Here is a 24,877-nt window from a genome sequence, read left to right as displayed (position 1 = left end):
TCGAGCCTAGCCCGATCCCGTACCGGTGGCGTGGCCCGGCTCACCGTCCCGCCGTGCGGGCGCTGCCGGCCGGCGCACCGGCCGGCCGCCTAGACTCGCAAGGGTGTTGAACCGGATCGACCTGCGTGGTGTCGCCCGCGACCCGCGCCGCCTGCTGCCCCGTGCCCAGCTCGACGTGTCCGTGGCCGTCGAGCGCATCCGGCCCGTCGTGGAGGCGGTACGGGAGCATGGCTACCCGGCGATCCGGGAGGCGAGCGAGCGGTTCGACGGTGTCAGCCCCGAGGTGCTGCGGGTCCCGGCCGAGGCGATCGCCGCCGCCGAGGGCACGCTCGACCCGGAGGTCCGCGCCGCCCTGCTGGAGTCGATCGCCCGGGCCCGGAAGGTGCACGGCGACCAGCGCCGGCGCGACCACACCACGCAGGTGGTGCCCGGTGGCACGGTGACCGAGCGCTGGGTTCCGGTCGACCGCGTGGGGCTCTACGTGCCCGGCGGCCTCGCCATGTATCCGTCGACCGTGGTCATGAACGTGGTGCCGGCCCAGGCGGCCGGGGTCCGGTCGCTCGTGGTGGTCAGCCCGCCGCAGAAGGACAACCACGGCCTGCCCGACCCGCGGGTGCTCGCCGCGTGCGCCCTGCTCGGCGTCGACGAGGTCTACGCCGTCGGCGGCGCCCAGGCGGTCGCCATGCTCGCGTACGGCGCGGCCGTGGACGCCGCGGGCGAGGCGCACTGCGATCCCGTCGACATGATCACCGGCCCGGGCAACATCTGGGTCACGGCCGCCAAGCGGCTGCTGCGGGGCGTCGTCGGCATCGACGCCGAGGCCGGCCCCACCGAGATCGCCATCCTGGCCGACGACACCGCCGACCCGGCGCACGTGGCCGCCGACCTCATCAGCCAGGCCGAGCACGACCCGCTCGCCGCGAGCGTCCTCGTCACCCCGTCCGTGGAGCTGGCCGAGGCCGTCGAGCGGGAGCTGGCCCGGCAGGTGCCGGCCACCAAGCACGCCGAGCGGGTCACCACGGCCCTGACCGGCGAGCAGAGCGGCGTGGTGCTGGTCGACGACCTCGACGCCGGGCTGCGGGTGGTCGACGCGTACGCGGCCGAGCACCTGGAGATCCAGACGCGGGACGCCCGGGAGTGGGCGCTGCGCGTCCGCAACGCCGGGGCCGTCTTCGTGGGCGCCTGGTCGCCCGTGTCGCTCGGCGACTACTGCGCCGGCTCCAACCACGTGCTGCCCACGGGCGGCTGCGCCCGGCACTCCTCGGGGCTGTCGGTGCAGTCGTTCCTGCGCGGCATCCACCTGGTCGAATACTCGCAGGACGCGCTGCGCGACGTGGCACCGCACGTGGTCACCCTGGCGTCGGTCGAGGACCTGCCCGCGCACGGCCAGGCCGTGCGGGCACGGTTCCCCGGGAGCACGTCGTGACGAGCCTCGACGACCTGCCGCTCCGCGACGACCTGCGGGGGCGGACGCCGTACGGCGCGCCGCAGCTCGACGTGCCGGTGCGGCTCAACACCAACGAGAACTCCTACCCGGTGCCGGAGCCGGTGGTCGACGCCATCGGCAAGGCCCTCAGCGCCGAGCTGCGCGACCTCAACCGCTACCCGGACCGGGACGCCGTGGCGCTGCGCGCCGACCTCGCGGGCTACCTCGGCCACGGGCTGACCGTCGAGCAGGTCTGGGCGGCCAACGGCTCCAACGAGATCCAGCAGCAGCTGCTCCAGGCGTTCGCGGGGCCGGGGCGCAGCGCGCTCGGTTTCGTGCCGGCGTACTCCATGCACCCGCTGCTGGCCCTCGGCACCGGCACCCGGTGGGTGCCCGGCCGGCGCGGCGCCGACTTCGGGCTGACCGCCGAGGAGGCGGTGGCCCAGGTCCGTGAGCAGGCCCCGGACGTTGTTTTCCTCTGCTCGCCGAACAACCCGACGGGCACGGCCCTGGATCCGGCGGTCGTCGCGGCCGTGCTCGACGCGGCGCCCGGCATGGTGGTGGTCGACGAGGCGTACGCGGAGTTCGCCCGGCCGGGCACGGTGAGCGCCCTCGCGGTGCTGCCGGGCCACCCCCGGCTCGTGGTGACGCGCACGATGAGCAAGGCGTTCGGGTTCGCCGGCGGGCGGCTGGGCTACCTCGCCGCCGACCCGGCGGTCGTGCAGGCCGTGCAACTGGTCCGGCTGCCGTACCACCTGTCGGCGCTCACCCAGGCGGCCGCCCGCGCGGCGCTCGCCCACCGCGACGCCCTGCTCGGCACGGTCGCCGCGATCAAGGAGCAGCGCGACCGGATCGTCGCCGAGCTGCGTGGCCGCGGCCTGCGGGTCGCCGACAGCGACGCCAACTTCGTACTGTTCGAGGTCGGCGGCGACCAGGCCGCCGCCTGGCGCACGCTGCTGGAGCACGGCGTGCTGGTCCGGGACGTCGGCCTGCCCGGGTGGCTGCGGGTCACGGCCGGCACCCCCGCCGAGACCGATGCCTTCCTCACCGCCATGGAGAAGCTGTAGTGGGCGTGCCAGCCCCGCGAATCGAGAGGCGAGCGATGAGCCGCACCGCACGGGTCGAGCGGATCACCAAGGAGACCAAGGTCCTCGTCGAGATCGAGCTCGACGGCACCGGCAAGGCCGACATCGAGACGGGCGTCGGCTTCTACGACCACATGCTGCACCAGATCGCCCGGCACGGCGGCTTCGACCTGACCGTCCACACGGTCGGTGACCTGGAGATCGACGCGCACCACACGATGGAGGACACGGCCCTCGCGCTGGGCGCGGCGCTCGACCAGGCGCTGGGCGACAAGGCCGGCATCCGGCGGTACGGCTCGGCCACCGTGCCCATGGACGAGGTGCTCGTACGCGCCGCGGTCGACCTGTCCGGCCGGCCGTACGTGCTGCACGACGAGCCGCCGCTGGCGCCGTACATCGGGCCGGTCTACCCGACCAGCATGACCCGGCACGTGTGGGAGTCCTTCGGCCAGGCGGCGCGGATCACCCTGCACGTGGACGTGCTGCGCGCGGCCCGCCCCGGCGGCCACCCGGACGCCCACCACGTGGTGGAGGCGCAGTTCAAGGCGGTCGCCCGTGCGCTGCGGGAGGCCACGGCCATCGACCCGCGGGCGGCCGGCGCGGTGCCGAGCACGAAGGGCGCTCTCTAATGGGTGGCGCCCTGCCGATCCTGTTGTTCGTGCTGGCCGGCGTGCTGGTCGGCGGCGTCTGGTCGCTGCACCGGCAGGGCGCGCCCAAGGTCGCCGTGCTTGTCGTCGCCGTGCTGGCGGTACTGGCCACCGTCGGCGGGGTGCTCTGGGTGCTGCCGGGGGAGGGCCAGTGAGCGGCCCGGACGTGGTGGTGCTCGACTACGGGTCGGGCAACCTGCGGTCGGCCGAGCGTGCCCTGGCCGCCGCCGGAGCGTCGGTGCGGGTGACCGACGACCTGTCGGTCGCGGCCGGCGCCACGGGTCTCGTGGTGCCCGGCGTGGGCGCGTTCGCGGCCTGCATGGCGGGGATCGAGGCGCTGGGCGCCGGCCCGGTGATCGCCGACCGGGTGGCCGCCGGCCGCCCGGTGCTCGGCATCTGCGTGGGCATGCAGGTGCTCTTCGAGCACGGCGACGAGCACGGCGTGGTGACCAAGGGGCTCGGGCTGCTGCCCGGCGGCGTCACGAAGCTCCCGGCGCCCCGCCTTCCGCACATGGGCTGGAACACGGTCCGGGCGCCCGGGTCGTCGGTGCTCTTCACCGGCCTTCCCGCCGACAGCCGGTTCTACTTCGTCCACTCGTACGGGGTGACCGACCCGGGAGCGCTCGCCGCGACGGGCGCCACGGTGACCACCGCCCACCACGGCACGGACTTCGTGGCGGCGGTCGAGCGGGGGCCGCTGTCGGCGGCGCAGTTCCACCCGGAGAAGTCGTCCGCCACCGGCGCCGCCCTGCTGCGCAACTGGCTGGCCACCCTGTGACCGCCGGTGGCTGAGATGGCCGCCGCCGGGGCCGGGCGGGGTGCGGCATGAGCAAGGAACGGGCCCGCCGGCGGGCCGAGCGTGAGGCCGAGCTGGCCCGGGAACGTGCCGTCCGCCGGCGCCGGGTGGCCCGCCGGGAGCGGCGGCGCGTCCTGGTCCGCCGGCTCACACCCCGCCTCCGCCGGCGTGGTGCCGGCCGGCTGGTCCGGCACAGCCGCGCCGAACGGGCCGGGATCGTGCTGCTCACCGTGGCGGCGCTCGTGTTGATCTGGTCGTTGGTGGACGACCTGGCGCTGCGGATCGCGCTGGTCGTGCTGCTGTTGCTCGTACTGCCGGCGATCGTGGTGATCGCACTGGACCGTCGTACCTGACCGAGGAGAAGACGTTGAGCCTCACCCTGTTACCCGCCGTGGATGTCGCCGACGGCCAGGCCGTCCGGCTCGTACAGGGCGCCGCCGGCAGCGAGACGAGTTACGGCGACCCGCTGGAGGCGGCACTTGCCTGGCAGCGTGACGGCGCCGAGTGGATCCACCTCGTGGATCTCGACGCCGCGTTCGGTCGCGGCACCAACGCGCACCTGCTGGCCGAGGTGGTGCGGCAGCTCGACGTGAAGGTCGAGCTGTCCGGCGGCATCCGCGACGACGAGTCGCTGCTCGCCGCCCTGGGCACCGGCGCGGCCCGGGTGAACATCGGCACCGCCGCCCTCGAGGATCCGGTGTGGTGTGACCGGGTGGTGGGCGAGCACGGCGACCGGGTGGCCATCGGGCTGGACGTGCGCGGTCGTACCCTCTCGGCGCGCGGCTGGACCCGCGACGGCGGCGACCTGTTCGAGGTGCTGGAGCGGCTCGACAAGGCGGGCGCGGCGCGGTACGTGGTCACCGACATCACCAAGGACGGCACGATGCGCGGGCCGAACCTGGACCTCCTGCGCGCGGTCTGCGCCCGCACCGACGCGCCGGTGATCGCCTCCGGCGGCGTCTCCACGCTGGACGACCTGCGCGCCCTGGCGACGCTCGAGCCGATCGGCGTGGAGGGCGTCATCGCCGGCAAGGCGCTCTACGCGGGCGCGTTCACGGTGGCCGAGGCGCTGGAGACGCTCGCGTCGGCCTGAGACGGTCGGCCGGCGCTGCTCCGCCCGACGCTCGCGCACCGGATAAGTTGTGCGCAACTAAATTGCGAGCTACGTTTTTCGGGTGACCGATGACCTGGTGCTGCGGAGGCAGGTGTGCTTCGCGCTCTACGCGGCGTCGCGCGCCATGACCGACGTCTACCGGCCCATCCTCGACGCCGTGGGGCTGACCTACCCGCAGTACCTCGTGCTGCTGGTCCTCTGGGAGCGCGACGGCGACGCCCCGGCCGTCTCCGAGCTCGGCGCGGAGCTGCGGCTGGACTCCGGCACGCTCTCTCCGCTGCTCAAGCGGCTGGAGGCGGTGGGGCTCGTGGTCCGGCGCCGCTCCGCCCGCGACGAGCGCCGGGTCGAGGTGGAGCTGACCGACGCCGGCCGTGCCCTGCGCGAGCGGATGGAGGACGTGCCGCTGCGCCTGGCCCGGGCCACCGGGCTCACCGCCGCCGAGCTGGTCGCCCTGCGCGACACGCTCACCCGGGTCACCGAGACCATCCACCGACAGAAGGAGCAGTGACCCCTCATGCAGGTGCTCTACACCGCGTCCGCGCGGGCCACCGGCGACGGCCGTGACGGCCACGTGCGCACCAGCGACGCGACGCTCGACCTCGACCTCGCGGTGCCGCGGGAGATGGGTGGCGCCGGCGGTGCCGCGAACCCCGAGCAGCTCTTCGCCGCCGGCTACGCGGCCTGCTTTCACTCCGCCCTGCGGATGATCGCCCGCCGGGCCAAGGCCGACGTGACCGACTCGGTCGTCGAGGCCGAGGTGGGCATCGGCCCGAACGGGTCCGGCGGCTTCGGCCTGACCGTCGGTCTCGTCGTCGACCTGCCCGCCGTGGAGCGCGCCGCCGCCGAGCGGTTGGTGGAGCAGGCGCACCAGGTGTGCCCGTACTCGAACGCCACGCGCGGCAACATCGAGGTCACGCTCACCGTGCGGGCCGCCGCGTGATCGGGGCGGGGAACCGGGAGATCCACCTGGCGTCGCGCCCGCACGGCTGGCCCACCGCCGAGAACTTCCGGCTGGTTGAGACCGACGTGCCGGAGCCGGGACCCGGGCAGCTCCTGGTCCGCAACCGGTACATGTCCGTCGACCCGTACATGCGGGGACGGATGAACGACGTGAAGTCGTACGTGCCGCCGTTCGCGCTCGACGCCCCGCTCGACGGGGGCGCCGTCGGCGAGGTGGTGGCCGGCGAGGCGGAGGGCTTCGCCCCCGGCGACACCGTGCTGCACGGGCTGGGCTGGCGGGAGTACGCGCTGGTCGACGCCGCCTCGGCGCGCAAGGTCGACCCGGACCTGGCGCCGGTGACCGCGTACCTGGGCGTGCTCGGCATGGTCGGGCTGACCGCGTACGCCGGGTTGCTGGAGGTTGCCGGGATGCGGCCTGGGGAGACGGTCTTCGTCTCCGCGGCGGCCGGAGCGGTGGGCAGCCTCGTCGGGCAGATCGCCAAGCTCCGGGGCGCCACCCGGGTCGTCGGCAGCGCCGGCTCCCCGGCCAAGGTCGCGCGGCTCGAGGCGCTCGGCTTCGACGCCGCGTTCGACTACCACGACGGCCCGGTCCGCGACTCGCTGAAGGCGGCCGCCCCGGAGGGGATCGACGTCTACTTCGACAACGTGGGCGGCGACCACCTCGAAGCGGCGATCTCGGCGCTGCGGCCGCACGGGCGGGTCGCGATCTGCGGCATGATCGCGCAGTACAACGACGCGGAGCCGCCGGCCGCGCCGCGCAACCTGTCGCTGGTGATCGGCAAGCGGCTCACGCTTCGCGGCTTCCTCGTGGGCGACCACGCCGGGCTCCGGGACGAGTTCGTCCGGGAGATGGCCGGCTGGCTGCGCGAGGGGCGGGTCTCCTACGACGAGACGGTGGTCGACGGCATCGCGAACGCCCCCGCGGCGTTCCTCGGCCTGCTCCGCGGCGAGAACCTGGGCAAGATGCTGGTCCGCCTCTGACGAGGCGCGTCGATCATGCAGTTGTGGTGGTGGATGAAAGCCGTGAACCGCGCCGAAACCGGCACCACAACTCCATGATCGGCGAGACCCGGGGGTGTCGGCGGGGGAGGGGATAGGCTCGGCGGCATGACGGTGGCGGTACGGGTGATCCCCTGCCTCGACGTGGACGCCGGACGGGTGGTCAAGGGCGTCAACTTCGTCGACCTGCGGGACGCCGGCGATCCGGTCGAGCTGGCCGCGGCGTACGACCGGGCCGGCGCCGACGAGCTCACGTTCCTCGACGTCACCGCGTCCAGCAGCGACCGCGGCACGATGCTCGACGTGGTCCGGCGTACCGCCGAGTCGGTCTTCATCCCGTTGACCGTCGGCGGTGGGGTGCGCAGCGTCGCCGACGTGGACACGCTGCTGCGGGCGGGCGCCGACAAGGTGGGGGTGAACACGGCGGCGATCGCCCGGCCGGAGCTGATCGCCGAGATCGCCGACCGGTTCGGCCGGCAGGTGCTGGTGCTCTCGCTCGACGTGCGCCGGGCGCCGGCCGGGGCCACGCCGAGCGGCTTCGAGGTGACCACCCACGGCGGCCGCCGGGGCACCGGGCTCGACGCCGTCGAGTGGGCCCGCCGCGGCGCCGAGCTAGGCGCCGGGGAACTCCTGCTCAACTCGATGGACGCCGACGGCACCAAGGCCGGCTTCGACCTGGAGCTGATCCAGGCGGTGCGCCGGGTGGTGGACGTGCCGGTGGTGGCGAGCGGTGGCGCGGGCGCGGTGGCGCACTTCCCGCCGGCGGTCGACGCCGGCGCGGACGCGGTGCTCGCGGCGAGCGTGTTCCACTTCGGCGAGCTGACCGTGGGCGACGTCAAGGACGCGTTGCGCCGCGGCGGGCATCCCGTCCGCTGACCGCGTCGGCCGCGCCCCTCAGTCCCGGCCGGGGTGCCCCTCCGGCGAGCGGCGCGGGGTCGGGATGGAACGGACCAGGTACTCCTGCACGGCGGCCGCGTGGTCGGCCTCGTCGAGCGACCAGTCGGCCCCGCCGGGCGCGGGCCGGCGGCTCAGCACGCCCTGGACGGTGTCGACGGTGGTGGCCAGCCCCGCGCTGGGCCGGCTGCGCCAGAGACGCTCACCCTCGGGGGTGATGCGGAACCAGCCGTCGCTCACGCTGACCAGCCCGGCGCCCAGCAGGCGGCGGACGGCTGCCTCGACCTCGTCCCGCTGCGGGATCGTGCGGTTGAGGTGGTCGGCCGTGGAGAGGACGTCGGTGAGACGGACGCCCTCCGGTCGCCGGCTGGACGCGGCCCGTCGGTGCCGCCCGGCGCCGCTCGCGATGACGAGGGACACGAAGATCCAGGCGTCGCTCCAGCGCCATCCGTTCTCCGCCATGAAGTGATGATGCCGGGGCGGATCGCGGAAGGGAACACCCGGCCCACCCGGCTCCCGCGTCGCCACCCTCCGCCGGCCGCGCTCCGACGCCGGGTGACCGGTCAGCCGGCCGGCTGCGGCGCCACCCGCCCGGCGGCGGGCGACTCCGGCCCGGCCACCGCGAACAGGGGAATGAACACCTGGGCGAGCGGGCCGATGGCGAGCGCGTACGCCACGGTGCCGACGCCGACGGTGCCCCCGAGCAGCCAGCCGAGCGCCAGCACGGTGACCTCGATCACGGTGCGCACCAACCGGATCGAGCGGTGCGGCCGGCGGGCCACGTACCCGGTCATGAGGCCGTCGCGGGGGCCGGGGCCGAGCCGGGCGCCGAGGTAGAGCCCGGTCGCGGCCCCGTTGGCCACGATCCCCGCGGCCAGCAGCCCGATGCGGACCCAGAGTGGGCCACCGGCGGGCAGCAGCGCCAGCGTGGCGTCCACGACGAGGCCGATGACCACCACGTTGCTGACGGTGCCGAGGCCGGGCCGCTGCCGCAGCGGGATCCAGAGCAGCAGGACGAGCGCGCCCACGGCGATGGTCACCGTGCCGAAGGAGAGCCCGGTGAGCTTCGACAGGCCCTGGTGGAACACGTCCCACGGGTCGAGGCCCAGCCCGGACCGGATCATGAGGGCCATGCTGACGCCGTAGAGGGCCAGGCCCGTGTAGAGCTGGGTCAGCCGCCGAACCGGCCGGTGCCGAAGATTGCCAATCGCTGCCATGCATGCCACCCTAGGTGCCAATTGGCCGAGTAATAGAGCCAATCTCGGGGGAGTGGCCATGACCAGTCAGGTGCGGGGAGTCCAGTTGGCCCGCCTGCTCGGCCAGTGGCATGCCCTGCCCGGCCGGCGGCGCAGCCCCGACTACGCGGCACTCGCCGCGGCCGTTCGCGGGCTGCTGGCCGACGGCCGGCTGCCGCTGGGCGTACGACTGCCGGCCGAGCGGGAGCTGGCCGAGGCGCTGCGGATCAGCCGGACCACGGTGACGGCCGCGTACCGGCAACTGCGGGACACCGGCCACCTGGCCAGCCGCCGGGGCGCCGGCAGCTGGACGATGCTGCCCGGCAACCACCGCGTGGCGAGCTCCGGGCTCTGGACCCCGCAGGACGACGTCGACGTGATCGACCTCGGGGTCGCCGCGCTGGCCGCGCCGCCGCAACTGGTGCCCGCGGCCCGGGCCGCCGCCGAGGACCTGCCCCGTTACCTGGGCGGCGCGGGCTACCACCCGACCGGCATCGTCGAGCTGCGGGAGGCGGTCGCCGGCGCGTACACCGCGCGGGGTCTGCCCACCTCGGCCGACCAGATCATGGTGACCAGTGGCACCCAGCACGCGCTCGACCTGGTGCTGCGCCTCGCGCTGGCGCCGGGCGGCAGCGTGCTCGTCGAGGCGCCGACCTACCCGAACGCGCTCGCCGCGCTCGCGGCCCGCCGGGCCCGGATCACCACCCACGGGCTCGCCACCGACGGCACCGGCTGGGACGCGGACCTGCTGCTCGGCAGCCTCCGCCAGGGCCGGCCGAAGCTCGCGTACCTGATCCCCGAGTTCCAGAACCCCACCGGCCACCTCATGCCCGCCGACCTGCGCGAGCGGGTGGTGGCGGCGGCCCACGCGGCCGGCACCGACCTCGTCGTCGACGAGTCCTTCGTGGACCTGCCGCTGGACGGCACGCCACTGCCGCCGCCGATGGCGACCTTCGACCGGCACTCCCGGGTGGTGTCGATCGGCGGGATGAGCAAGCCGTACTGGGGTGGGCTGCGCATCGGCTGGGTACGCGCCTCCGCCCCGCAGGTGCAGCGCCTGGCCGCCGCGCGGGTCGGCGTGGACATGGCCAGCCCGGTGCTGGACCAGTTGGTGGCGGTGCACCTGTTGGCCGAGGCGCCGACCATCGTGGCGGCCCGCCGCGCGCAGCTCGCGGCGCAACGGGACGCCCTGCTGGGCGCGCTCGCCGAGCGGCTGCCGGACTGGCGGGTGACCGTGCCGAGGGGCGGGGTGACGCTGTGGGCGGAACTCGACGGCCCGATCTCCAGCGCGCTGGCCCGGGCCGCCGAGGAGGTCGGCGTACGACTGGCGCCCGGCCCCCGGTTCGGCCTGGACGGCACGCTCGAACGGTTCCTGCGGTTGCCGTTCACGCTGCCGTCGGCCGACCTCGTCGAGGCGGTGGGCCGGATCGCCGCGGTCCGCTACGACCTGGACCGGGCGGCCCGTCCGCAGTGGCGGGAACCCGCGGTCATCACCTGAGCCCGCGGCGCCCTCCGCGCGCGGTCGCCGGCGACGGGACGCTCACAGCTCGGCGAGGCTGCCCTCGTACATGCGGTCGATCTCGGCGGCGAAGTTGCGCTCCACGCCGCGCCGCTTGATCTTGAGCGACGGGGTGATCTCGCCGTCCTCGATGGTGAGGTCGCGCGGCAGGATCGTGACCTTCTTGATCGTCTCCCAGCGGTTGAGCTTGCCATTGAGCTCGGCCACGTACCCCTCGACCATGGCCTGCGCCTGCGGGGAGGCCACGATCGTCGCGTAGTCGCGCCCCTCCAGCTCGGTGCCGGCGGCCCAGCCACGGATGGCGTCCGGGTCGAGCGTGACGAGCATCGTGCAGTAGTTGCGCGCCTGGCCGATCACGATGGCCTGCGACGTGTACGGGCAGATCGCCTTGAACATGCCCTCGATGTGCGAGGGCGCGACGTACTTGCCGCCGGACGTCTTGACCAGGTCCTTCTTCCGGTCGGTGATGCGCAGGTAGCCCTGGTCGTCCAGGCTGCCGATGTCGCCCGTGCGGAAGAAGCCGTCCTCGGTGAACGCGGCCGCGGTCTCCTCGGGAAGGTTGTGGTAGCCGCGCATCACGGGCCGCCCCCGGACGAGGATCTCCCCGTCGGTGTCGATCCGGCACTCCAGGTCGCCCATGGCCGTGCCGACGGTGCCGATCCGCAACCCGTTCGGCGGGTTCACGAAGTTGCCCGCGCTGGTCTCGGTGAGCCCGTAGCCTTCGGAGATCGGCAGGTTGGCGGCCGCGAAGAAGGTGGCGATCTCCGGGCTGAGCGGCGCCGCGCCGGAGACCAGCACCCGGATCCGGCCGCCGAGGCGGGCCTGGAGCTTGCTGAACACCAGCTTCTCGGCGACCCGGTAGCGCAACCTCAGCCCGGTGGGGACCGGGCGGCCCGCCTGTTCGAGGGCGACCTTCTCCTTGCCGACCGCCACGGCCCAGGCGAAGATCTTCGCCTTCGCCCCGCCGCCGGCCTGGGCGCTGGTCACCGCCTTGTTGTAGACCTTCTCGAAGACGCGGGGCGCGCCGCACATGAGCGTCGGCCGGATGACGCCCAGCAGGTCGACAAGCTTGTCCACCCGGCCGTCCACGTACGTGGGCAGGCCGACGTGGGTCGCGCCGCAGAGCAGGGTCTTGCCGAACGAGTGCGACAGCGGCAGCCACAGGTACTGGAGGTCGCCCTCGCGCAGCAGGCCCAGCTCGGCCTGCGCGACGCCCTCCCAGCACCAGCCGCCGTGCAGCAGCTCGACGCCCTTCGGGCGCCCCGTGGTGCCGGAGGTGTAGATGAGCGTGGCCAGGTGGTCGGGACCGATCCCGGCGACGAGCATGTCGACGAGGTCCGGCTCGGCGGCGAGGGCGCGCTCGCCCCGCTCCTCCAGGTCGGCGAGGGTGAGCTGCGGGACGGCGGCGGCCGGGTCGGGGGCGCCGTCGAAGAGCACGACGTGGGTGAGCGCCGGCAGGTCGGCGCCCGCGATCTTGGCGGCCTGGGCCGGGTTCTCGGCGAACAGCACCCGGGCGCCCGAGTCGGCGATGATGTAGGTCGCGTCCTCCGGCTCGGTGGTCGGGTAGACGGTCGTGGTCGCACCGCCGGCGCACATGACGCCGAAATCCGCGAGCACCCACTCCAGCCGGGTGTTCGCGAGGATCGCCACCGGGTGCTCCAGACCGACGCCGAGGCCGTGCAGGCCGGCCGCGATCGCCCTGGCCCGGCGCCCGACCTGGGCCCAGGTCAGCCAGACCGGGCCGGAGTCGTCGGCCGCGGGGTGGGCGAACGCCTGGCGGTCGGGGGTCGCCGCCACGCGCTTGAGGAACATGTCCGGGATGGAGCGGTACGGTACATCGAGAGCCATCGCTGTGCCGCCTTCGGGGGTGTGGCGTGACGATCGTCACGTCATGGTGGTTACCGAAGAGTATCGCCACCGTCCCTCGTACTTTCGGCCGATCTCGGATAGCGAAGGGTATTGCACCGCCATGCGCCGCCAAGCGGGTCCGGTCAGTAGCCACGCGTAGTCGCACCCCGTCCGCTTGCTGATCTTCTCGACCACGTCCAGGAGATTCCGCGGCGCCACGTTGTCGCGCTCCCACGTGCGCCAGCTCTCGACGGCGACCCACACTCCGTCGCTGCCTCCTTGACGTTGCCCCAGCCCATGCGCTGACGCGCCAGCGCTAGGCGTGCGCCAAACGTGCTGTCGTCTGCCGTCCAGCCCGTGGCCTGAACGGGACCCCCCTCCTACGGCTGTCATCTCCAGCAACCAGCCAAGCCAACAGCTGCCGGCTCTGCCTCATCGGAAGAGGCGCCTGCGGACTGACGCGCGCTGGCTGCACAGGGGGCGTCACTGCGGACTTGCAGCGCGCAACGGCCCTGCCTCCGTTGCCTGGTTTGCAGCCCAGCCATACGCTGCGATAGACCGCCTTGGCTGCGACCGCCCGCCCTGGAGCCTCCCCATGTCCGCCACCGATACGTCCTCGACACCGCCGCCGCCGGACAGTCCGTTCTCGGCGACCGGCAAGATCCGTCCCCGGGCGTGGCAGGTCACGATGGACGATGCAATGGCCGCTGCATCGTCTGCGGGTTCCGCATGACGCCGCGCAGCGGCCGGTCGCGCGTCTACGTCCGCGAGACTGGCGGACCGCGGCCACGATCTCGCCCATGCCGAGCGGCGTGGTGGTCAAGCCCGCCTGGACCACCGGCCAGATGGTGCTGGTGGCGGCGATCCTCGCGCTGCTGTTCTTCGGGCTCTGCCTGCCGGTCTAGCGCCTGCGGAACATGCGGAGCAACAGACCGAGCAGGGTCATCAGGAGGTCGATGTGCCCCGACCAAGTAGGGGAGTGCGCAAGGCGCTGGCCACGGTTTTCGTCGTGGTGTTCCTGGGTCTGCTTACAGCCGGAGGCGTCGCGCTCATCTGGATTCCGGTTCAGGAGATCATCAATTTCGAGCCACAGAGGAACCTCACCCGGGGCTCGCCTTTCAACCCCCCGCTGTCAGCCGACGAGCAGCGAAACGACCTCATCATCAACTCGCTGTTCCCCATCGGCGGGGGGATTGGGGCGTTCGTGCTCGCGATCTACTGCGTGAAGCACTTCATCAGCTACCTGCGGGAGTGAGCGGCACGCCGGCCGACTGCGGTGGACACGACGGAGGGCCGGCACCGAACGCCCTGCCCTCATCCTTGTGCACGTTGAGCGTCGATCAGCAGACCTCTTCGCCGATGCACTCCGTCAGGCTGGGGTCCTCGCTGCTGCCAGCGTCATCGATCGCGTTGACGATCGAGCCGCCGACGAAGAACAGCGCCCGCGCGGCGAGATACGAGGCGCGGACGGCGGGTACCCGCCGTGGTGGTGTCGGGTTTGCGACGGCTAGCCCCGATGATCGTTTGACAGGCCCGTACCGCCCGGCGGTACGGCTGCTCAGGCGTACCGGGCGGCGACCATGGACCAGTCGTAGGTGGCCCGGATCCAGTTGCGCCGGGCGTCGATCACCGTCCGGGCCGCAGGCTCGCCGGTGGCCAGCACCTGGGGCTCCACGGCCAGGTACGCCAGGAGCGTGTGGTTGAACCGGTCCGCGGCGGCCCGCAGCGCGGCGTCCTCGTCCTGGCCGGCCTCCCGGCGGATCGCCGTGACGAGGTTGTGCCCGTCCGGTGCAGTCCGTTCCTTGCCGTAGGAGAAGACGTCGTTGCACCAGCAGACGAGGTCGGCCGCGAGGGTGTCGAGGGCGACCAGCGCCGGGTCGCTGCGTACGGGATCTCCCGGCAGCCCGCCGAGCGCGAGATCGGTCAGGGCGAAGCTGGGGTGGACCCCGCCGGTGTGCCGGCGCATCTGGACGTACTCGGCCACGCTCGGGACCCGCCCGTGTTCCCGGTTCGTCGCCTCCCACAGCAGCGCGAGCAGGTAGTCCCGCAGCCGGCTCACGAAACGCAGCAGCAGGGCCGACTGGCCGCGGGCGCGTACCCGGCGGCAGAGGTCGTGCAGCGCCGCCCCGAGCGGGCCGCCGCCGGGGGGCGCCGGAGTGAAGTCGCCGTGCCGTTCGAGCACGTCGAGCAGGGCCGCCACGACCGGCGCCAACCGGGTGGGCGCGGCGCCGAGGCCGTCCTCGTCGCAGGCGTCGTCCATCACGAACAGCCAGGAGATCAGGTCGGCGAGCAGGCGCAGGCCCTCGGGCGGCCCCTCCGGGCACGCCCGGCCGGCCAGCCCGGCGACGTCGGCTCGGCGCAGGCGGTGCAGCCGGTGACCGGAACCGATCAGGCCGAAACTCTGTGCCCAGGCAGTGCTCTCCCCGGCCACCAGATCGGTGCTGTCGTGGCGTCGTGCGAGGAAGGGGGGTTCCCGCAGCGCCGAGACCGCGAAGGTCCGCATGGTGCCCCCAGTTGCGCCGTGCCGGTGCGGGACAGTCGGGGGAAGCCTACGGGAGGAGAGATCGGTGCGGGTCGCTGGGCGCAAGATGCAGGACGACCAACGAGTGACCGTTTATGTGCGGTGAGTGATAACGCCAGGTGCTGACGCGGCGCCGCTCGCGGATCGACAGCCGTCAGATTCCCAGACTCGCGTCGCGCAGTCGCTGCGCCGACGCCGGCGGACCGTCCAGTTGGACGCGGGCCACGCGCTGCCGACCGGAGAGGAACAGCGCCAGTTCGCCCGGCGCGCCGACCAGCCGCAGCGGCGCGCCCCCGCGCCCGACCGAGAGCTGGCCGTAGCCGGGCGCCTGCACGTACAGGTCGGCGGGGAAGCGGCGCAGCGCCAGCCGGGCCAGCGGGGCGGCCCGCCGCCAGAGGGCGGAGTGCAGACCCGCGGGCAGATCACGCGGCAGCCACCCGGGCCGGGCCCGGCGGACGTCCTCGTGGTGGATGAAGAACTCCATGGCGTTGGCCAGCTCGTCGGTGAGGGGGTTGCTCACCGGGCTCCACACGGGTGGCCGGCGCACCTGGGCTACCAGGTCCGGGAACGGACGGGCGGCCACGCTCCGGCGCACCCGCTCGGCGTACGCGCGCAGCGGCCGCAGCACGATGCCGCCGGCCGCGTCCGGGCGGCGCTCCCGGACGACGAGGTGGGCGGCGAGGTCGCGGGTCGACCAGCCCTCCGCCACGGTCGGCGCGTCCGGTCCGACGGTCAGCAGCAGATCGGCCAGCGCCTCGCGCTCGGCTCGGGCGTACCGGGGCATGGCCCCGATGGTAGGCCGGCAGGGCCGCCCGCGCGCCCCGGTGCGGTAACGCGGCGAGGCGTCCGGGTACGCCCACGTGACCGTCGACATATCGGGGCGGTCGGCGCAGCGGCCCCCCGACCGGTAAGGATGGAGGAGATAATTGAGGCTTACGGCGGGGGAGAGCGTGGCGAGCGGAACGAATCGGGACGTGCTCGGTCGGGGGTTGGCCGTCCTCGGGCGGGCGATCCGGGAGCAGCCACGCATCTTCGCGGTCGCGGTGGCCGGCAGCGTGCTCTTCGGGCTCATGGTGATCGCCAGCGCGTACGTGGTGGGCACGGTGGTCGGCGACGTGGTCGTCCCGGCCATCGCCCGCGGATCGGTGGCGGCGGGCACGCTCGCGCTGGCCGCGGCGGCGCTGTTCGGCATCAGCGTGCTCCGGGTGGTGGGCATCTTCGGCCGCCGGCTCGGCGCCGGCTACATGCAGTACCGGCTCCAGGCCGCCTACCGCCGACGGGTCACGCGGCGCTACCTGGAGCTGCCGCTGTCCTGGCACCACCGCAACGCCACCGGCACCCTGCTGTCCAACGCCAACTCCGACGTCGAGGCCGCCTGGTACCCGATCGCGCCGCTGCCGTTCGCGGTGGGCACCCTCGTGATGCTGGTCGGCGCGGTCGTCTCGCTCTTCGCAACCGACTGGGCGCTGGCCCTCGTCGGGCTGGCGGTCTTCCCGGCGCTGTTCGCCCTGAACGTCGTCTACTCGCGCCGGATGGCGCCGCGGCAGGCACGCGCCCAGCGGCTGCGGGCCGAGGTCAGCGGGATCGCCCACGAGAGCTTCGACGGCGCGCTGGTGGTCAAGACCATGGGCCGCGAGGCGCAGGAGGCCGCCCGTTTCGCGGGCCGGGCCGGTGAGCTGCGGGACGCGCTGATCTCGGTGGGCCGCCTGCGGGGCGTCTTCGACCCCATGCTGGAGACCCTGCCCAGCCTGGGCACCCTCGCCGTGCTCGTGGTCGGCACGTTCCGGCTGCGGCAGGGCGCGATCAGCGTCGCCGAGCTGGTGAGCGTGGCGTTCCTGTTCACCGTGCTGGCCTTCCCGGTGCGCGCGATCGGCTGGGTGCTGGCCGAGCTGCCGCGCAGCGTCGCCGGCTGGGACCGGGTCCGCCGGGTGCTCGACGCCACGGGCGACATGCCGTACGGCGACCGGCAGCTCGACGCGCCCACTCCCGCCACGCTCGCGTTCACCGACGTCGGCTTCGCCTACGAGCCCGCCGAGGCGCACCTGCCCGGCACCGAGGTGCTCGGCGAGGTGACCTTCACCGTGCCGGCCGGGAAGACCGTGGCGCTGGTCGGGCCCACGGGCGCCGGCAAGTCGACCATCGCGTCGCTCGCCGTGCGGCTTGTCGACCCCCGCTCGGGCGCCGTCACCCTGGACGGGGTGGACGTCCGCCAGCTCACCGCCGAGTCGTTGGCCCGCACCGCGGCGCTGGTGGCCCAGGTACCGTTCGTCTTCGACGACACGGTCCGCGCCAACATCACCCTCGACCGGCCGGGGATCGGCGACGAGGACGTCTGGGCCGCGCTGCGCCTCGCCGAGGCGGACGGCTTCGTGGCGGCGCTGCCCGAGGGGCTGGACACGATGGTCGGGGAGCGGGGCACGTCGCTCTCCGGCGGGCAGCGGCAACGGTTGACCCTGGCCCGGGCCCTCGCGGGCCGGCCGCGGCTGCTGGTGCTCGACGACGCGACCAGCGCCGTCGACCCGCGCGTGGAGGCGGCCATCCTGGCCGGGCTGCGCGCGGCCGACCGGCCCGGCGCGCCGGGCGCGTCGATCCTCGTGGTGGCCTACCGGCGGGCCACCATCGCGCTGGCCGACGAGGTGATCTACCTGGAGCAGGGCCGGGTGGTGGCCCGGGGCACCCACAGCGAACTGCTGGCCACCGTGCCCGGGTACGCCGACCTGGTGACGGCGTACGAGCAGGCCGAGGTGGAGCGCTCCGCCGAGGAGCAGCAGCCGTACGACCCCGATGCCGATCCGCTGCACTCGGGCCTGGAGATCGAGGTGGACCGGTGAGTGACGAGCGGCGGGACGAGCAGCGGCCGGAGGACACCGAGAGCACCTGGCGCACGCTGCGGCGGGGTCTGCGGCTCTCCCCGGAGCTGCGTACCGGCCTGATCGGCACGCTCGGCCTGGCCCTCGTCTACATGGTGGGTCGGGTGGCCGTGCCGGTCGCCGTGCAGCAGGGCATCGACAACGGCATCACCGGCGGGCTCGACCTGGACGTGGTCTGGACGGTGGTGGCTGTGGCCGCGGCCATTCTCGCGGTGACGACGCTCTGCGGCTACCTCATGATGCGCCGGCTGTTCACGGTGAGTGAGACCGCGCTCGCGAACGTCCGGGTCCGGGCGTTCCGGCACGTGCACGACCTGTCGATGCTGCACCAGCAGTCCGAGCGGCGCGGCTCGCTGGTGTCGCGGGTGACGAGCGACGTCGACCAGATCACCCAGTTCCTCCAGTGGGGCGGGGTGATCCTGCTGGTCAACCTCGGCCAGCTGGTGGTCACGACGATCGTCATGCTCGCGTACTCCTGGCAGCTGACCCTCATGGTCTTCGCCGCGTTCCTGCCCGCGGTGTTCGTGATCCGGCTGCTCCAGCGTCGCCTCGGCGCCGCGTACGGGACGGTCCGCCAGCGCACGGGCGCGCTGCTCGGCGCGATCGGGGAGAGCGTCGTCGGCGCGCCGGTGATCCGCGCGTACGGCATCTCCGGGCGCACGGCGCGGCGGCTCGACGAGGCGATCGACGGGCAGCGCCGGGCCCAGCAGCGGGCCATCCGGATCAGCATCCTGGGCAGCTCGGTGGGCGAGCTGGCCGCCGGGCTGGCCCTGGCCGGCGTGGTGGCGCTCGGCGTCACCCTCGGCGTCGACGGCACCCTGTCCATCGGCCAGCTCACGGCGTTCCTCTTCCTGGTCACCCTCTTCATCCAGCCGGTGCAGATCGCCACCGAGGTGCTCAACGAGGCGCAGAACGCGATCGCCGGCTGGCGCCGGGTGCTGGACGTGCTCGACGTGGCGCCGGACGTGGCCGATCCCGGCGAGCAGGGGCGGGACCTGCCGCCCGGCCCGCTGGACATCCACTTCGCCGGGGTGGGCTTCGCCTACCCGGGCGGCCCGCCGGTGCTGCACGACATCGAGGTGGAGATCCCGGCGAAGAGCCGCGTGGCGGTGGTCGGCGAGACGGGCAGTGGCAAGACGACCTTCGCGAAGCTGCTCACCCGTCTCATGGACCCGACGGCCGGCGCGGTGCTGCTCTCCGGCGTGCCGCTGGACCAGGTGCGGTTCCCCTCGCTGCGCTCCCGGGTGGTCATGGTGCCGCAGGACGGCTTCCTGTTCGACGCCACGGTGGGGGAGAATGTCCGGTTCGCCCGCCCGGAGCTGACCGACGCGCAGCTCACCGCGGCCTTCACCGAGCTGGGGCTTGCCGACTGGCTGGACGGGCTGCCGGCGGGGCTGGACACCCCGGTGGGGGAGCGCGGCGAGGCGCTGAGCGTGGGGGAGCGCCAGCTGGTGGCGTTGGCCCGGGCGTACGTGGCCGACCCCGACCTGCTGGTGCTCGACGAGGCGACCAGCGCCGTGGACCCGGCCACCGAGGTGCGCCTACAGCGCACCCTGGACGCGGTCACCCGGGGCCGCACCACCCTGGCCATCGCGCACCGGCTCTCCACGGCGCAGGCCGCCGACGAGGTGATCGTGGTGGACCGTGGCCGGATCGTGCAGCGGGGGCCGCACGACGAGCTGGTCCGCGACCCCGAGTCGACGTACGGGCTGCTCTACGCCTCCTGGCTGGAGCAGACCCGCTGAGCGCGGGCCCGGGGCGGGGTCAGCGGGAGTAGTACTCGACGACGAGCTGCTCGTCGCAGAGCACCGGCACCTCGGCGCGGGCCGGTTCGCGCAGCAGCGTGGCCCGCAGGCCGGTCAGGTCCACCGACAGGTACGGCTGGGTGGGCCCGTCGCCGCGCTGGGCGCCGGCGGCGGCGAGCTGGAACGGCAGGCGCTCCCGGCTGCGCTCGCGCACCCCCACGACCTGGCCGGGGCGCAGCCGGTACGACGGCCGGTCGACCTTGCGTCCGTCGACGGTGATGTGGCCGTGCGACACGAGCTGCCGTGCCTGGTAGATGCTGCGGGCCAGGCCGGCGCGGTGCACGACGGCGTCGAGGCGCCGTTCCAGGAGCGTGACGAGGCGCTCGCCGGTCTTGCCGGTGCCCCGGGCGGCCTCGTCGAAGGTGCGGCGCAGCTGGGTCTCGCTGACGTTGTACTGGTGGCGCAGGCGCTGCTTCTCCAGCAGCCGCACCTGGTAGTCCGACGTCTTGCGGCGCTGCCGACCGTGCACGCCGGGCGGGAAGGGGCGGCGCTCGACGTACTTCACGCACTTCGCCGTGAGCGCGACGCCGAGCGCGCGGGAGAGCCGGGCCTTGGGCCGGGGGTGGTTCACGGTGGACCTCTCCGATCAGGTGCTCTAGGGTGCTACTTAGGCAAGCCTAACCTACTGAGGAGGTCGGCCATGCGGCCCAGCCCCGCGGAGATCGTCCGCACCCTCGTCGCGGGCCGGCTCCCCGGTCTGGCCCACGTGGCGCACCGACCCGGCCCCCACCACGTACGGCACGTCACCGACCCCGACGGGCGGATCCTGCTGCTCGTGCCCGTGGTCAGCGACCTCGCCGGGGCGCTGCGTCCGGCGGCCGACGAGGAGGACGTGGCGGTCGTGCTCGACGTCCTCGACCTGCCGCCCGCGGCGGGCGCGCCGACGATGGGCCGGGCGTGGGTGTCCGGTTGGGCGGCGGAACTGGGCGGCGACGACGCCCGCCGGGCGGCGCTCGACTTCGCGGCCGTCGAGCCGACCGGCGACCTGCTCGACCTGGGCACCCGGTTCCGGCTGTTCCGCTTCGAGGTGGCCGAGGCGCGCTGGGAACGCGCCGGCGGCGTGCGCCGGATCGACCCCGCGGCGTACGCGGAGGCCGAGCCGGACCCGCTGCACCCGATCGAGGGGGAGCTGCTGGCCGACCTCGCCGACCACCACGGCCCCGAGGTGACGCGCTACCTGCGCCGCCAGCTCGGCCTGACCGGCGACGGCGAGCCGCCCCGGGTGGTCCGGATCGACCGGTACGGCTTCGTGGTCGCGCTCGGCCGGCCGGGCGCGCGGCGCCGGACCCGGCTGTCCTTCCCGGCGCCGGTCGCCGACCACGCCGAGCTGGTCCGGCTGCTGCACCCGATGATCTGCCCGCACGCCGGCACCCGCTGACCGGGAGGCGCCGGGGCGTGTCAGCCGGCCGCGTCCGGCACCAGCGGGAGCGGCGCCGTGAGGTATCGCTGGATGGTGGGGCCCACTGTGGCGACCAGCGTCTCCGGCGCGGCCGAGGCGACCGGCTCCAGCCGGATCACGTACCGCATCATGGCCAGCCCGATCAGCTGGGTCGCCACCAGCGACCCGCGCAGCGGCAGCTCGGCCGGGTCGACGTCGAGGTGGTCGAGCACCCGGCGTAGCACCTGGGTGACGACGAACTCGCGCAGCAGCCGGGCCGTCCACTCGTTGCTGACCGCCGAGCGCAGCAGGGCCACCCCGGCCGTCCCGGCGGGGGAGTCCCAGACGCCGAGGAACATCCGGACCAGCCGTTCGCCGAGGCCGTCGCGGTCGCCGGCGACGATCTGCGGGATGAGTGCCCGCGGATCGACCGGGGCCTCCATGGCGGCCAGGAAGAGCTGGTCCTTGCTGCCGAAGTAGTGGTGCACGAGGGCCGGGTCGACCCCGGCCGTGGCGGCGATGGCCCGGATGGAGGCGGCGTCGAAGCCGCGCTCCCCGAACGCCGCGCGCGCCGCGTCGAGGATCGCCTCCCGCGTGCCGGGGTTGCCGGGTCGCCGGCCGGTCCGTCGCGCCATCGCCGCCCTTCGCTCGTGTCCCACGGCCCGCCCCGCGGCCGGGGCGCCGTCAGCCGCTGCGCCGTCGCAGCGTGGCCGCGGCGAGCACCAGCGCGAGGACCGTCGCGCCGGCCACCACCGCCACGTCCCGCCACATCGTGCCGGTCGGCTCGGCGTGCGCGCCGACCTCCTGCAGCGCCTCGACGGCGTACGACAGCGGCAGCACGTCGCTGATCGCCTGGAGCCAGCCGGCCATCTCGCCGCGGGGCACGAAGAGCCCGCACAGCAGCAGCTGGGGGGCCACCACGACCGGCATGAACTGTACGGCCTGGAACTCGGTGCGGGCGAAGGCGCTGCAGAACAGCCCGAGCGCGACGGCGAGCACCGCGTTCAGCGCCGCGATCAGGATGACGAGCCCGCTGGCGCCGGCGGTCTCCAGACCGAAGGCCCCGTACGCGACGGCCGACGCCACGGCGGCCTGGACCGCACCGGCCAGCCCGAAGGCGATCCCGTAGCCGAACAGCAGGTCGGCCTTGGCCAGCGGCGTGGTGAGCAGGCGCTCCAGGGTGCCGGTTGTCCGCTCGCGCAGCATGGCGATGCTGGTCACCAGGAACATGACGATGAACGGGAAGAAGCCGAGCATCACCAGCGCGATCCGGTCGAACGCCGACGGGCCGACCGGCGGGGCGGGCTGGTCGGCGTACATGTAGTAGACGAGCGTGAGCAGCGCCGCGGGCACCACCACGAGCAGGGCCACGGTGCGGCGGTCGTGGCGCAGTTGGCGCAGGATGCGGCCGGTGGTGACGGCCAGGATTCCCAGGTTCACGACGCCTCCCGTCCGGCGCCGCCCGTGGGGCCCGCCGTGCCGCCCGCGCCGGCGGCCACCGCGGCGCCGGTCTCGCTCGCTCTGATCAGTCGCAGGAACGCCTCGTCGAGGTCGGTCACCCCCGCGGCCGCCCGGATGGCGGACGGGGTGTCGTCGGCCACCAGCCGGCCCTCGCGGATGAGCAGCAGCCGGTCGCAGCGGGCGGCCTCGTCCATCACGTGGCTGGACACGAGCAGCGTGGTGCCGGCCGCCGCCAGCTCGTGGAACCGGGCCCAGAGGTCGGCCCGCAGGACCGGGTCCTGCCCGACCGTCGGCTCGTCGAGGACGACCAGCTCCGGCTCGCCCACCAGCGCGCACGCGAGCGAGGCGCGGCTGCGCTGGCCGCCGGAGAGGGTGGCCACGAGCTGGCCCGCCGCCTCGCCCAGCCCGACGTCGGCGACCGCCCGGTCGGCGTCGGCCCGGCTGCGCCCGTGCAGCGCCGCGAAGTACCGCGCGTTCTCCCGCACGGTGAGGTCGGCGTAGACGCTCGGCGCCTGGGTCAGGTAGCCGACCCGGCGGCGCAGCTCGGCCGAACCGGCGGGCCGGCCCAGCACCGTGACGGAGCCACCGGTGACCACCTGCACCCCGACCACGGCCCGCATGAGCGTCGTCTTGCCGCTGCCGCTCGGGCCCAGCAGCCCGGCGACCACGCCACGCGGCACCGCGCAGCTGATGCCGTGCAGCACGCGCCGCCGCCCCCGGTCCACCACCAGGTCGCGGAGCGCGATCGCGTCGTCCATCGCACCTCCCCAGAAACTCATCAACCGTTGAACTCAACGGTAGGTGAGTTAACCGCCCCCGCGCAACGGTTGACTTCGAGCGCACTCCAACTGGAAGCCTGGACGTCGTGGACATCAGGACGCGGGAGACGACGCTCACCGTCGGCGAGGCGGCCGAGCGGGTCGGCCTCACCACCTACACGCTGCGCTGGTACGAGCAGGAGGGCCTGGTGGCGCCCGTCGGGCGCGACTCGGCCGGGCGGCGGCGCTACACCGCCGGCGACGTCGACTGGCTCTTCCTGCTCACCCGGCTGCGGCGCACCGGGATGCCGGTGCGCGACATGCGCCGCTACGCCGAGCTGGCCCGGCAGGGTGACCGCACCCTCGGCGCCCGCCGGGCGCTCTTCGAGGCGCACCGCGCCCGCGTCCTCGCACGGATGGCCGAACTCGAGGAGGACCTCAAGGTGCTGGACTACAAGATCGACGCGTACCGCCGGGCGGAGGAGGGCCGATGATCCGCCGTCGGCTCGGCGCGGGTGGGCCGGAGGTCTCCGCGATCGGCCTCGGCTGCATGGGCATGAGCTTCGCCTACGGCGGCGGGGACGACGCGGAGTCGACCCGGACCCTGCACCGCGCCCTGGACCTGGGCGTCAACCACCTCGACACCGCCGACGTCTACGGCGCGGGCGCCAACGAGCGTCTGCTCGGTCCGGTGGTCCGGGCCCGCCGCGACGAGGTCTTCCTGGCAACGAAGTTCGGCAACCGCAACCGGGGTGGAGGCTTCGGGGGCACCGGCACACCCGGGGCGTACGTGGACAGCAGCGCCGCCTGGGCCCGGCAGGCGTGCGACGCGTCGCTCGCGCGGCTGGGCGTCGACACCATCGACCTGTACTACCTGCACCGGCGCGACCCGGCGACCCCCATCGAGGAGACCGTCGGCGCCATGGCCGAGCTGGTGGCCGCCGGCAAGGTGCGGCTCGTCGGGCTCTCCGAGGTCAGCCCCGCCACGCTGCGCGCCGCCCACGCCGTGCACCCGGTCGCCGCCGTGCAGATGGAGTACTCCCTGTTCAGCCGGGAGGTCGAGCGGGAGATGCTGGCCACCTGCCGTGAGCTGGGGGTGGCGCTGGTCGCGTACTCGCCGGTCGGGCGGGGGCTGCTCACCGGCGCGATCACCAGCCGGGGTCAGCTCGCCGTCGACGACTGGCGGGCCGGGGCGCCCCGCTTCGCCGAGGGCAACCTGGAGGCCAACCTGAAGCTGGTCGACGAGGTGCGCGCCGTCGCGGGGGAGGTCGGGGCCACCCCGGCGCAGGTCGCGCTGGCCTGGCTGCTCGCCCAGGGTGAGGACGTGCTGCCGATCCCCGGCACCAAGCGGGTGCGCTGGCTGGAGGAGAACTCGGCCGCCGCCGACGTGCGCCTCGACCCGGCGCACCTGGACCGGCTGAGCGCGGCGCTGCCGGCCGGCGCCGCTGTCGGCGAAAGGTACCCGGAGGCAGCAATGCGATTCCTGGGGCAGTAGTGGCCGACCCGGACAGTCGGTCAGCCATCGGACATTGCACCTCGATGGGGCGTACGGCACGATGGC

27 protein-coding genes are annotated in these 24,877 nt (G+C 74.1%); 18 read left to right on the top strand and 9 right to left on the bottom strand.

Annotated features, from left to right (window positions below):
- Positions 1-103: 103 nt before the first annotated feature.
- The 11 genes from hisD (at position 104) to hisF (ending at position 7,903) form a co-directional block, all read left to right on the top strand.
- Positions 104-1,426, top strand: a complete 1,323-nt coding sequence (hisD, locus tag ACSNOA_RS23910) for a histidinol dehydrogenase (RefSeq protein WP_436661578.1) — start codon at positions 104-106, stop codon at positions 1,424-1,426.
- The gene (locus ACSNOA_RS23905) at positions 1,423-2,493 is read left to right on the top strand and encodes a histidinol-phosphate transaminase (protein ID WP_436661576.1); all 1,071 of its coding nucleotides are present in this window, start codon (positions 1,423-1,425) and stop codon (positions 2,491-2,493) included. Before hisD ends, ACSNOA_RS23905 begins: the two co-directional genes overlap by 4 nt.
- A gap of 35 nt (positions 2,494-2,528) precedes the next feature.
- Positions 2,529-3,140: an imidazoleglycerol-phosphate dehydratase HisB gene (hisB, locus tag ACSNOA_RS23900; protein WP_436661574.1), complete on the top strand. Its 612-nt coding sequence runs from the start codon at positions 2,529-2,531 to the stop codon at positions 3,138-3,140.
- Positions 3,140-3,313: a hypothetical protein gene (locus ACSNOA_RS23895; RefSeq protein ID WP_436661572.1), complete on the top strand. Its 174-nt coding sequence runs from the start codon at positions 3,140-3,142 to the stop codon at positions 3,311-3,313. The genes hisB and ACSNOA_RS23895 overlap by 1 nt, the downstream gene beginning before the upstream one ends.
- A complete protein-coding gene (gene hisH, locus ACSNOA_RS23890) occupies positions 3,310-3,936 on the top strand; it encodes an imidazole glycerol phosphate synthase subunit HisH (protein WP_436661570.1) in 627 nt (208 codons plus the stop codon). The genes ACSNOA_RS23895 and hisH overlap by 4 nt, the downstream gene beginning before the upstream one ends.
- 47 nt (positions 3,937-3,983) lie before the next feature.
- On the top strand, positions 3,984-4,307 hold the full coding sequence (locus ACSNOA_RS23885) for a hypothetical protein (RefSeq protein WP_436661569.1): 324 nt from the start codon (positions 3,984-3,986) through the stop codon (positions 4,305-4,307).
- Between the two features lie 14 nt (positions 4,308-4,321).
- Positions 4,322-5,047 (top strand): bifunctional 1-(5-phosphoribosyl)-5-((5-phosphoribosylamino)methylideneamino)imidazole-4-carboxamide isomerase/phosphoribosylanthranilate isomerase PriA, encoded by a 726-nt coding sequence (gene priA, locus ACSNOA_RS23880; protein ID WP_436661567.1) that lies wholly within the window; start codon positions 4,322-4,324, stop codon positions 5,045-5,047.
- Positions 5,048-5,129: 82 nt separating this feature from the next.
- On the top strand, positions 5,130-5,576 hold the full coding sequence (locus tag ACSNOA_RS23875) for a MarR family winged helix-turn-helix transcriptional regulator (RefSeq protein ID WP_436661565.1): 447 nt from the start codon (positions 5,130-5,132) through the stop codon (positions 5,574-5,576).
- A gap of 6 nt (positions 5,577-5,582) precedes the next feature.
- Positions 5,583-6,008, top strand: coding sequence for an organic hydroperoxide resistance protein (locus ACSNOA_RS23870; RefSeq protein WP_436661563.1), 426 nt, complete (start codon positions 5,583-5,585; stop codon positions 6,006-6,008).
- On the top strand, positions 6,005-7,009 hold the full coding sequence (locus ACSNOA_RS23865) for an NADP-dependent oxidoreductase (RefSeq protein WP_436661562.1): 1,005 nt from the start codon (positions 6,005-6,007) through the stop codon (positions 7,007-7,009). The genes ACSNOA_RS23870 and ACSNOA_RS23865 overlap by 4 nt, the downstream gene beginning before the upstream one ends.
- A gap of 126 nt (positions 7,010-7,135) precedes the next feature.
- Positions 7,136-7,903, top strand: a complete 768-nt coding sequence (gene hisF, locus ACSNOA_RS23860; protein ID WP_436661560.1) for an imidazole glycerol phosphate synthase subunit HisF — start codon at positions 7,136-7,138, stop codon at positions 7,901-7,903.
- Positions 7,904-7,921: 18 nt separating this feature from the next.
- Here the strand turns inward: hisF and ACSNOA_RS23855 are convergent, their stop codons facing one another.
- Both ACSNOA_RS23855 and ACSNOA_RS23850 read right to left on the bottom strand, forming a co-directional pair.
- Positions 7,922-8,383, bottom strand: a complete 462-nt coding sequence (locus ACSNOA_RS23855; protein ID WP_436661557.1) for a hypothetical protein — start codon at positions 8,381-8,383, stop codon at positions 7,922-7,924.
- Positions 8,384-8,484: 101 nt separating this feature from the next.
- Positions 8,485-9,138 (bottom strand): YczE/YyaS/YitT family protein, encoded by a 654-nt coding sequence (locus tag ACSNOA_RS23850; protein WP_436661555.1) that lies wholly within the window; start codon positions 9,136-9,138, stop codon positions 8,485-8,487.
- A gap of 58 nt (positions 9,139-9,196) precedes the next feature.
- Here ACSNOA_RS23850 and ACSNOA_RS23845 point away from each other — a divergent pair, with 58 nt between their 5' ends.
- Complete coding sequence (locus ACSNOA_RS23845; protein ID WP_436661553.1) at positions 9,197-10,654, top strand: PLP-dependent aminotransferase family protein; 1,458 nt, start codon at positions 9,197-9,199, stop codon at positions 10,652-10,654.
- 42 nt (positions 10,655-10,696) lie between these two features.
- Here ACSNOA_RS23845 and ACSNOA_RS23840 read toward each other — a convergent pair whose 3' ends face one another.
- Positions 10,697-12,523: an AMP-dependent synthetase/ligase gene (locus ACSNOA_RS23840; protein WP_436661552.1), complete on the bottom strand. Its 1,827-nt coding sequence runs from the start codon at positions 12,521-12,523 to the stop codon at positions 10,697-10,699.
- A gap of 979 nt (positions 12,524-13,502) precedes the next feature.
- Between ACSNOA_RS23840 and ACSNOA_RS23835 the strand changes: the two genes are divergently transcribed.
- Positions 13,503-13,778, top strand: coding sequence for a hypothetical protein (locus ACSNOA_RS23835; protein WP_436661550.1), 276 nt, complete (start codon positions 13,503-13,505; stop codon positions 13,776-13,778).
- Between the two features lie 303 nt (positions 13,779-14,081).
- Here ACSNOA_RS23835 and ACSNOA_RS23830 read toward each other — a convergent pair whose 3' ends face one another.
- Positions 14,082-15,026, bottom strand: coding sequence for a terpene synthase family protein (locus tag ACSNOA_RS23830; protein WP_436661548.1), 945 nt, complete (start codon positions 15,024-15,026; stop codon positions 14,082-14,084).
- Positions 15,027-15,198: 172 nt separating this feature from the next.
- Positions 15,199-15,828, bottom strand: a complete 630-nt coding sequence (locus ACSNOA_RS23825) for a TIGR03085 family metal-binding protein (protein ID WP_436661546.1) — start codon at positions 15,826-15,828, stop codon at positions 15,199-15,201.
- A 166-nt stretch (positions 15,829-15,994) separates the two neighbouring features.
- Here ACSNOA_RS23825 and ACSNOA_RS23820 point away from each other — a divergent pair, with 166 nt between their 5' ends.
- Both ACSNOA_RS23820 and ACSNOA_RS23815 read left to right on the top strand, forming a co-directional pair.
- Positions 15,995-17,875, top strand: a complete 1,881-nt coding sequence (locus ACSNOA_RS23820; protein ID WP_436662427.1) for an ABC transporter ATP-binding protein — start codon at positions 15,995-15,997, stop codon at positions 17,873-17,875.
- Positions 17,872-19,659 (top strand): ABC transporter ATP-binding protein, encoded by a 1,788-nt coding sequence (locus ACSNOA_RS23815; protein WP_436661544.1) that lies wholly within the window; start codon positions 17,872-17,874, stop codon positions 19,657-19,659. Before ACSNOA_RS23820 ends, ACSNOA_RS23815 begins: the two co-directional genes overlap by 4 nt.
- Before the next feature lie 19 nt (positions 19,660-19,678).
- On the opposite strand, the gene rpsD is transcribed toward ACSNOA_RS23815, so the two are convergent.
- Positions 19,679-20,290 carry a 30S ribosomal protein S4 gene (gene rpsD, locus ACSNOA_RS23810; RefSeq protein WP_436661543.1) on the bottom strand — a complete coding sequence of 204 codons (612 nt, stop codon included), beginning with the start codon at positions 20,288-20,290 and terminating at the stop codon, positions 19,679-19,681.
- Positions 20,291-20,359: 69 nt separating this feature from the next.
- On the opposite strand from rpsD, the gene ACSNOA_RS23805 reads away from it, so the two are divergent.
- Positions 20,360-21,097: a DUF2470 domain-containing protein gene (locus ACSNOA_RS23805; RefSeq protein WP_436661541.1), complete on the top strand. Its 738-nt coding sequence runs from the start codon at positions 20,360-20,362 to the stop codon at positions 21,095-21,097.
- Positions 21,098-21,117: 20 nt separating this feature from the next.
- Here the strand turns inward: ACSNOA_RS23805 and ACSNOA_RS23800 are convergent, their stop codons facing one another.
- From ACSNOA_RS23800 to ACSNOA_RS23790, 3 genes are read right to left on the bottom strand one after another with little or no spacing between them, the layout of a single operon-like run.
- Complete coding sequence (locus tag ACSNOA_RS23800) at positions 21,118-21,732, bottom strand: TetR family transcriptional regulator (protein ID WP_436661539.1); 615 nt, start codon at positions 21,730-21,732, stop codon at positions 21,118-21,120.
- 49 nt (positions 21,733-21,781) lie between these two features.
- A complete protein-coding gene (locus ACSNOA_RS23795) occupies positions 21,782-22,537 on the bottom strand; it encodes an ABC transporter permease (RefSeq protein WP_436661538.1) in 756 nt (251 codons plus the stop codon).
- A complete protein-coding gene (locus ACSNOA_RS23790) occupies positions 22,534-23,316 on the bottom strand; it encodes an ABC transporter ATP-binding protein (protein ID WP_436661537.1) in 783 nt (260 codons plus the stop codon). The genes ACSNOA_RS23795 and ACSNOA_RS23790 overlap by 4 nt, the downstream gene beginning before the upstream one ends.
- 107 nt (positions 23,317-23,423) lie before the next feature.
- Between ACSNOA_RS23790 and ACSNOA_RS23785 the strand changes: the two genes are divergently transcribed.
- Both ACSNOA_RS23785 and ACSNOA_RS23780 read left to right on the top strand, forming a co-directional pair.
- Complete coding sequence (locus ACSNOA_RS23785) at positions 23,424-23,810, top strand: MerR family transcriptional regulator (protein WP_436661535.1); 387 nt, start codon at positions 23,424-23,426, stop codon at positions 23,808-23,810.
- Entirely contained in the window at positions 23,807-24,811 is a 1,005-nt protein-coding gene (locus tag ACSNOA_RS23780) for an aldo/keto reductase (protein ID WP_436661534.1), read from the top strand. Before ACSNOA_RS23785 ends, ACSNOA_RS23780 begins: the two co-directional genes overlap by 4 nt.
- Positions 24,812-24,877 lie beyond the last annotated feature (66 nt).

The sequence above is a fragment of the Micromonospora sp. URMC 103 genome, assembly GCF_051386435.1.
In the GTDB taxonomy this organism is placed as follows: domain Bacteria; phylum Actinomycetota; class Actinomycetes; order Mycobacteriales; family Micromonosporaceae; genus Micromonospora.
Note: the sequence above shows the minus strand (reverse complement) of the source record. Positions and strands in the feature narration are given on the sequence as shown.

What these genes read in the sequence shown, in the direction of transcription:
- hisB (WP_436661574.1), top strand. Translation starts at nt 2,529, where the DNA reads ATGAGCCGCACCGCACGGGTCGAGCGGATCACCAAGGAGACCAAGGTC.
- ACSNOA_RS23895 (WP_436661572.1), top strand. Translation starts at nt 3,140, where the DNA reads ATGGGTGGCGCCCTGCCGATCCTGTTGTTCGTGCTGGCCGGCGTGCTG.
- ACSNOA_RS23885 (WP_436661569.1), top strand. Translation starts at nt 3,984, where the DNA reads ATGAGCAAGGAACGGGCCCGCCGGCGGGCCGAGCGTGAGGCCGAGCTG.
- ACSNOA_RS23870 (WP_436661563.1), top strand. Translation starts at nt 5,583, where the DNA reads ATGCAGGTGCTCTACACCGCGTCCGCGCGGGCCACCGGCGACGGCCGT.
- hisF (WP_436661560.1), top strand. Translation starts at nt 7,136, where the DNA reads ATGACGGTGGCGGTACGGGTGATCCCCTGCCTCGACGTGGACGCCGGA.
- ACSNOA_RS23855 (WP_436661557.1), bottom strand. Translation starts at nt 8,383, where the DNA reads ATGGCGGAGAACGGATGGCGCTGGAGCGACGCCTGGATCTTCGTGTCC.
- ACSNOA_RS23850 (WP_436661555.1), bottom strand. Translation starts at nt 9,138, where the DNA reads ATGGCAGCGATTGGCAATCTTCGGCACCGGCCGGTTCGGCGGCTGACC.
- ACSNOA_RS23845 (WP_436661553.1), top strand. Translation starts at nt 9,197, where the DNA reads ATGACCAGTCAGGTGCGGGGAGTCCAGTTGGCCCGCCTGCTCGGCCAG.
- ACSNOA_RS23840 (WP_436661552.1), bottom strand. Translation starts at nt 12,523, where the DNA reads ATGGCTCTCGATGTACCGTACCGCTCCATCCCGGACATGTTCCTCAAG.
- ACSNOA_RS23830 (WP_436661548.1), bottom strand. Translation starts at nt 15,026, where the DNA reads ATGCGGACCTTCGCGGTCTCGGCGCTGCGGGAACCCCCCTTCCTCGCA.
- ACSNOA_RS23825 (WP_436661546.1), bottom strand. Translation starts at nt 15,828, where the DNA reads ATGCCCCGGTACGCCCGAGCCGAGCGCGAGGCGCTGGCCGATCTGCTG.
- ACSNOA_RS23805 (WP_436661541.1), top strand. Translation starts at nt 20,360, where the DNA reads ATGCGGCCCAGCCCCGCGGAGATCGTCCGCACCCTCGTCGCGGGCCGG.
- ACSNOA_RS23800 (WP_436661539.1), bottom strand. Translation starts at nt 21,732, where the DNA reads ATGGCGCGACGGACCGGCCGGCGACCCGGCAACCCCGGCACGCGGGAG.
- ACSNOA_RS23790 (WP_436661537.1), bottom strand. Translation starts at nt 23,316, where the DNA reads ATGGACGACGCGATCGCGCTCCGCGACCTGGTGGTGGACCGGGGGCGG.
- ACSNOA_RS23780 (WP_436661534.1), top strand. Translation starts at nt 23,807, where the DNA reads ATGATCCGCCGTCGGCTCGGCGCGGGTGGGCCGGAGGTCTCCGCGATC.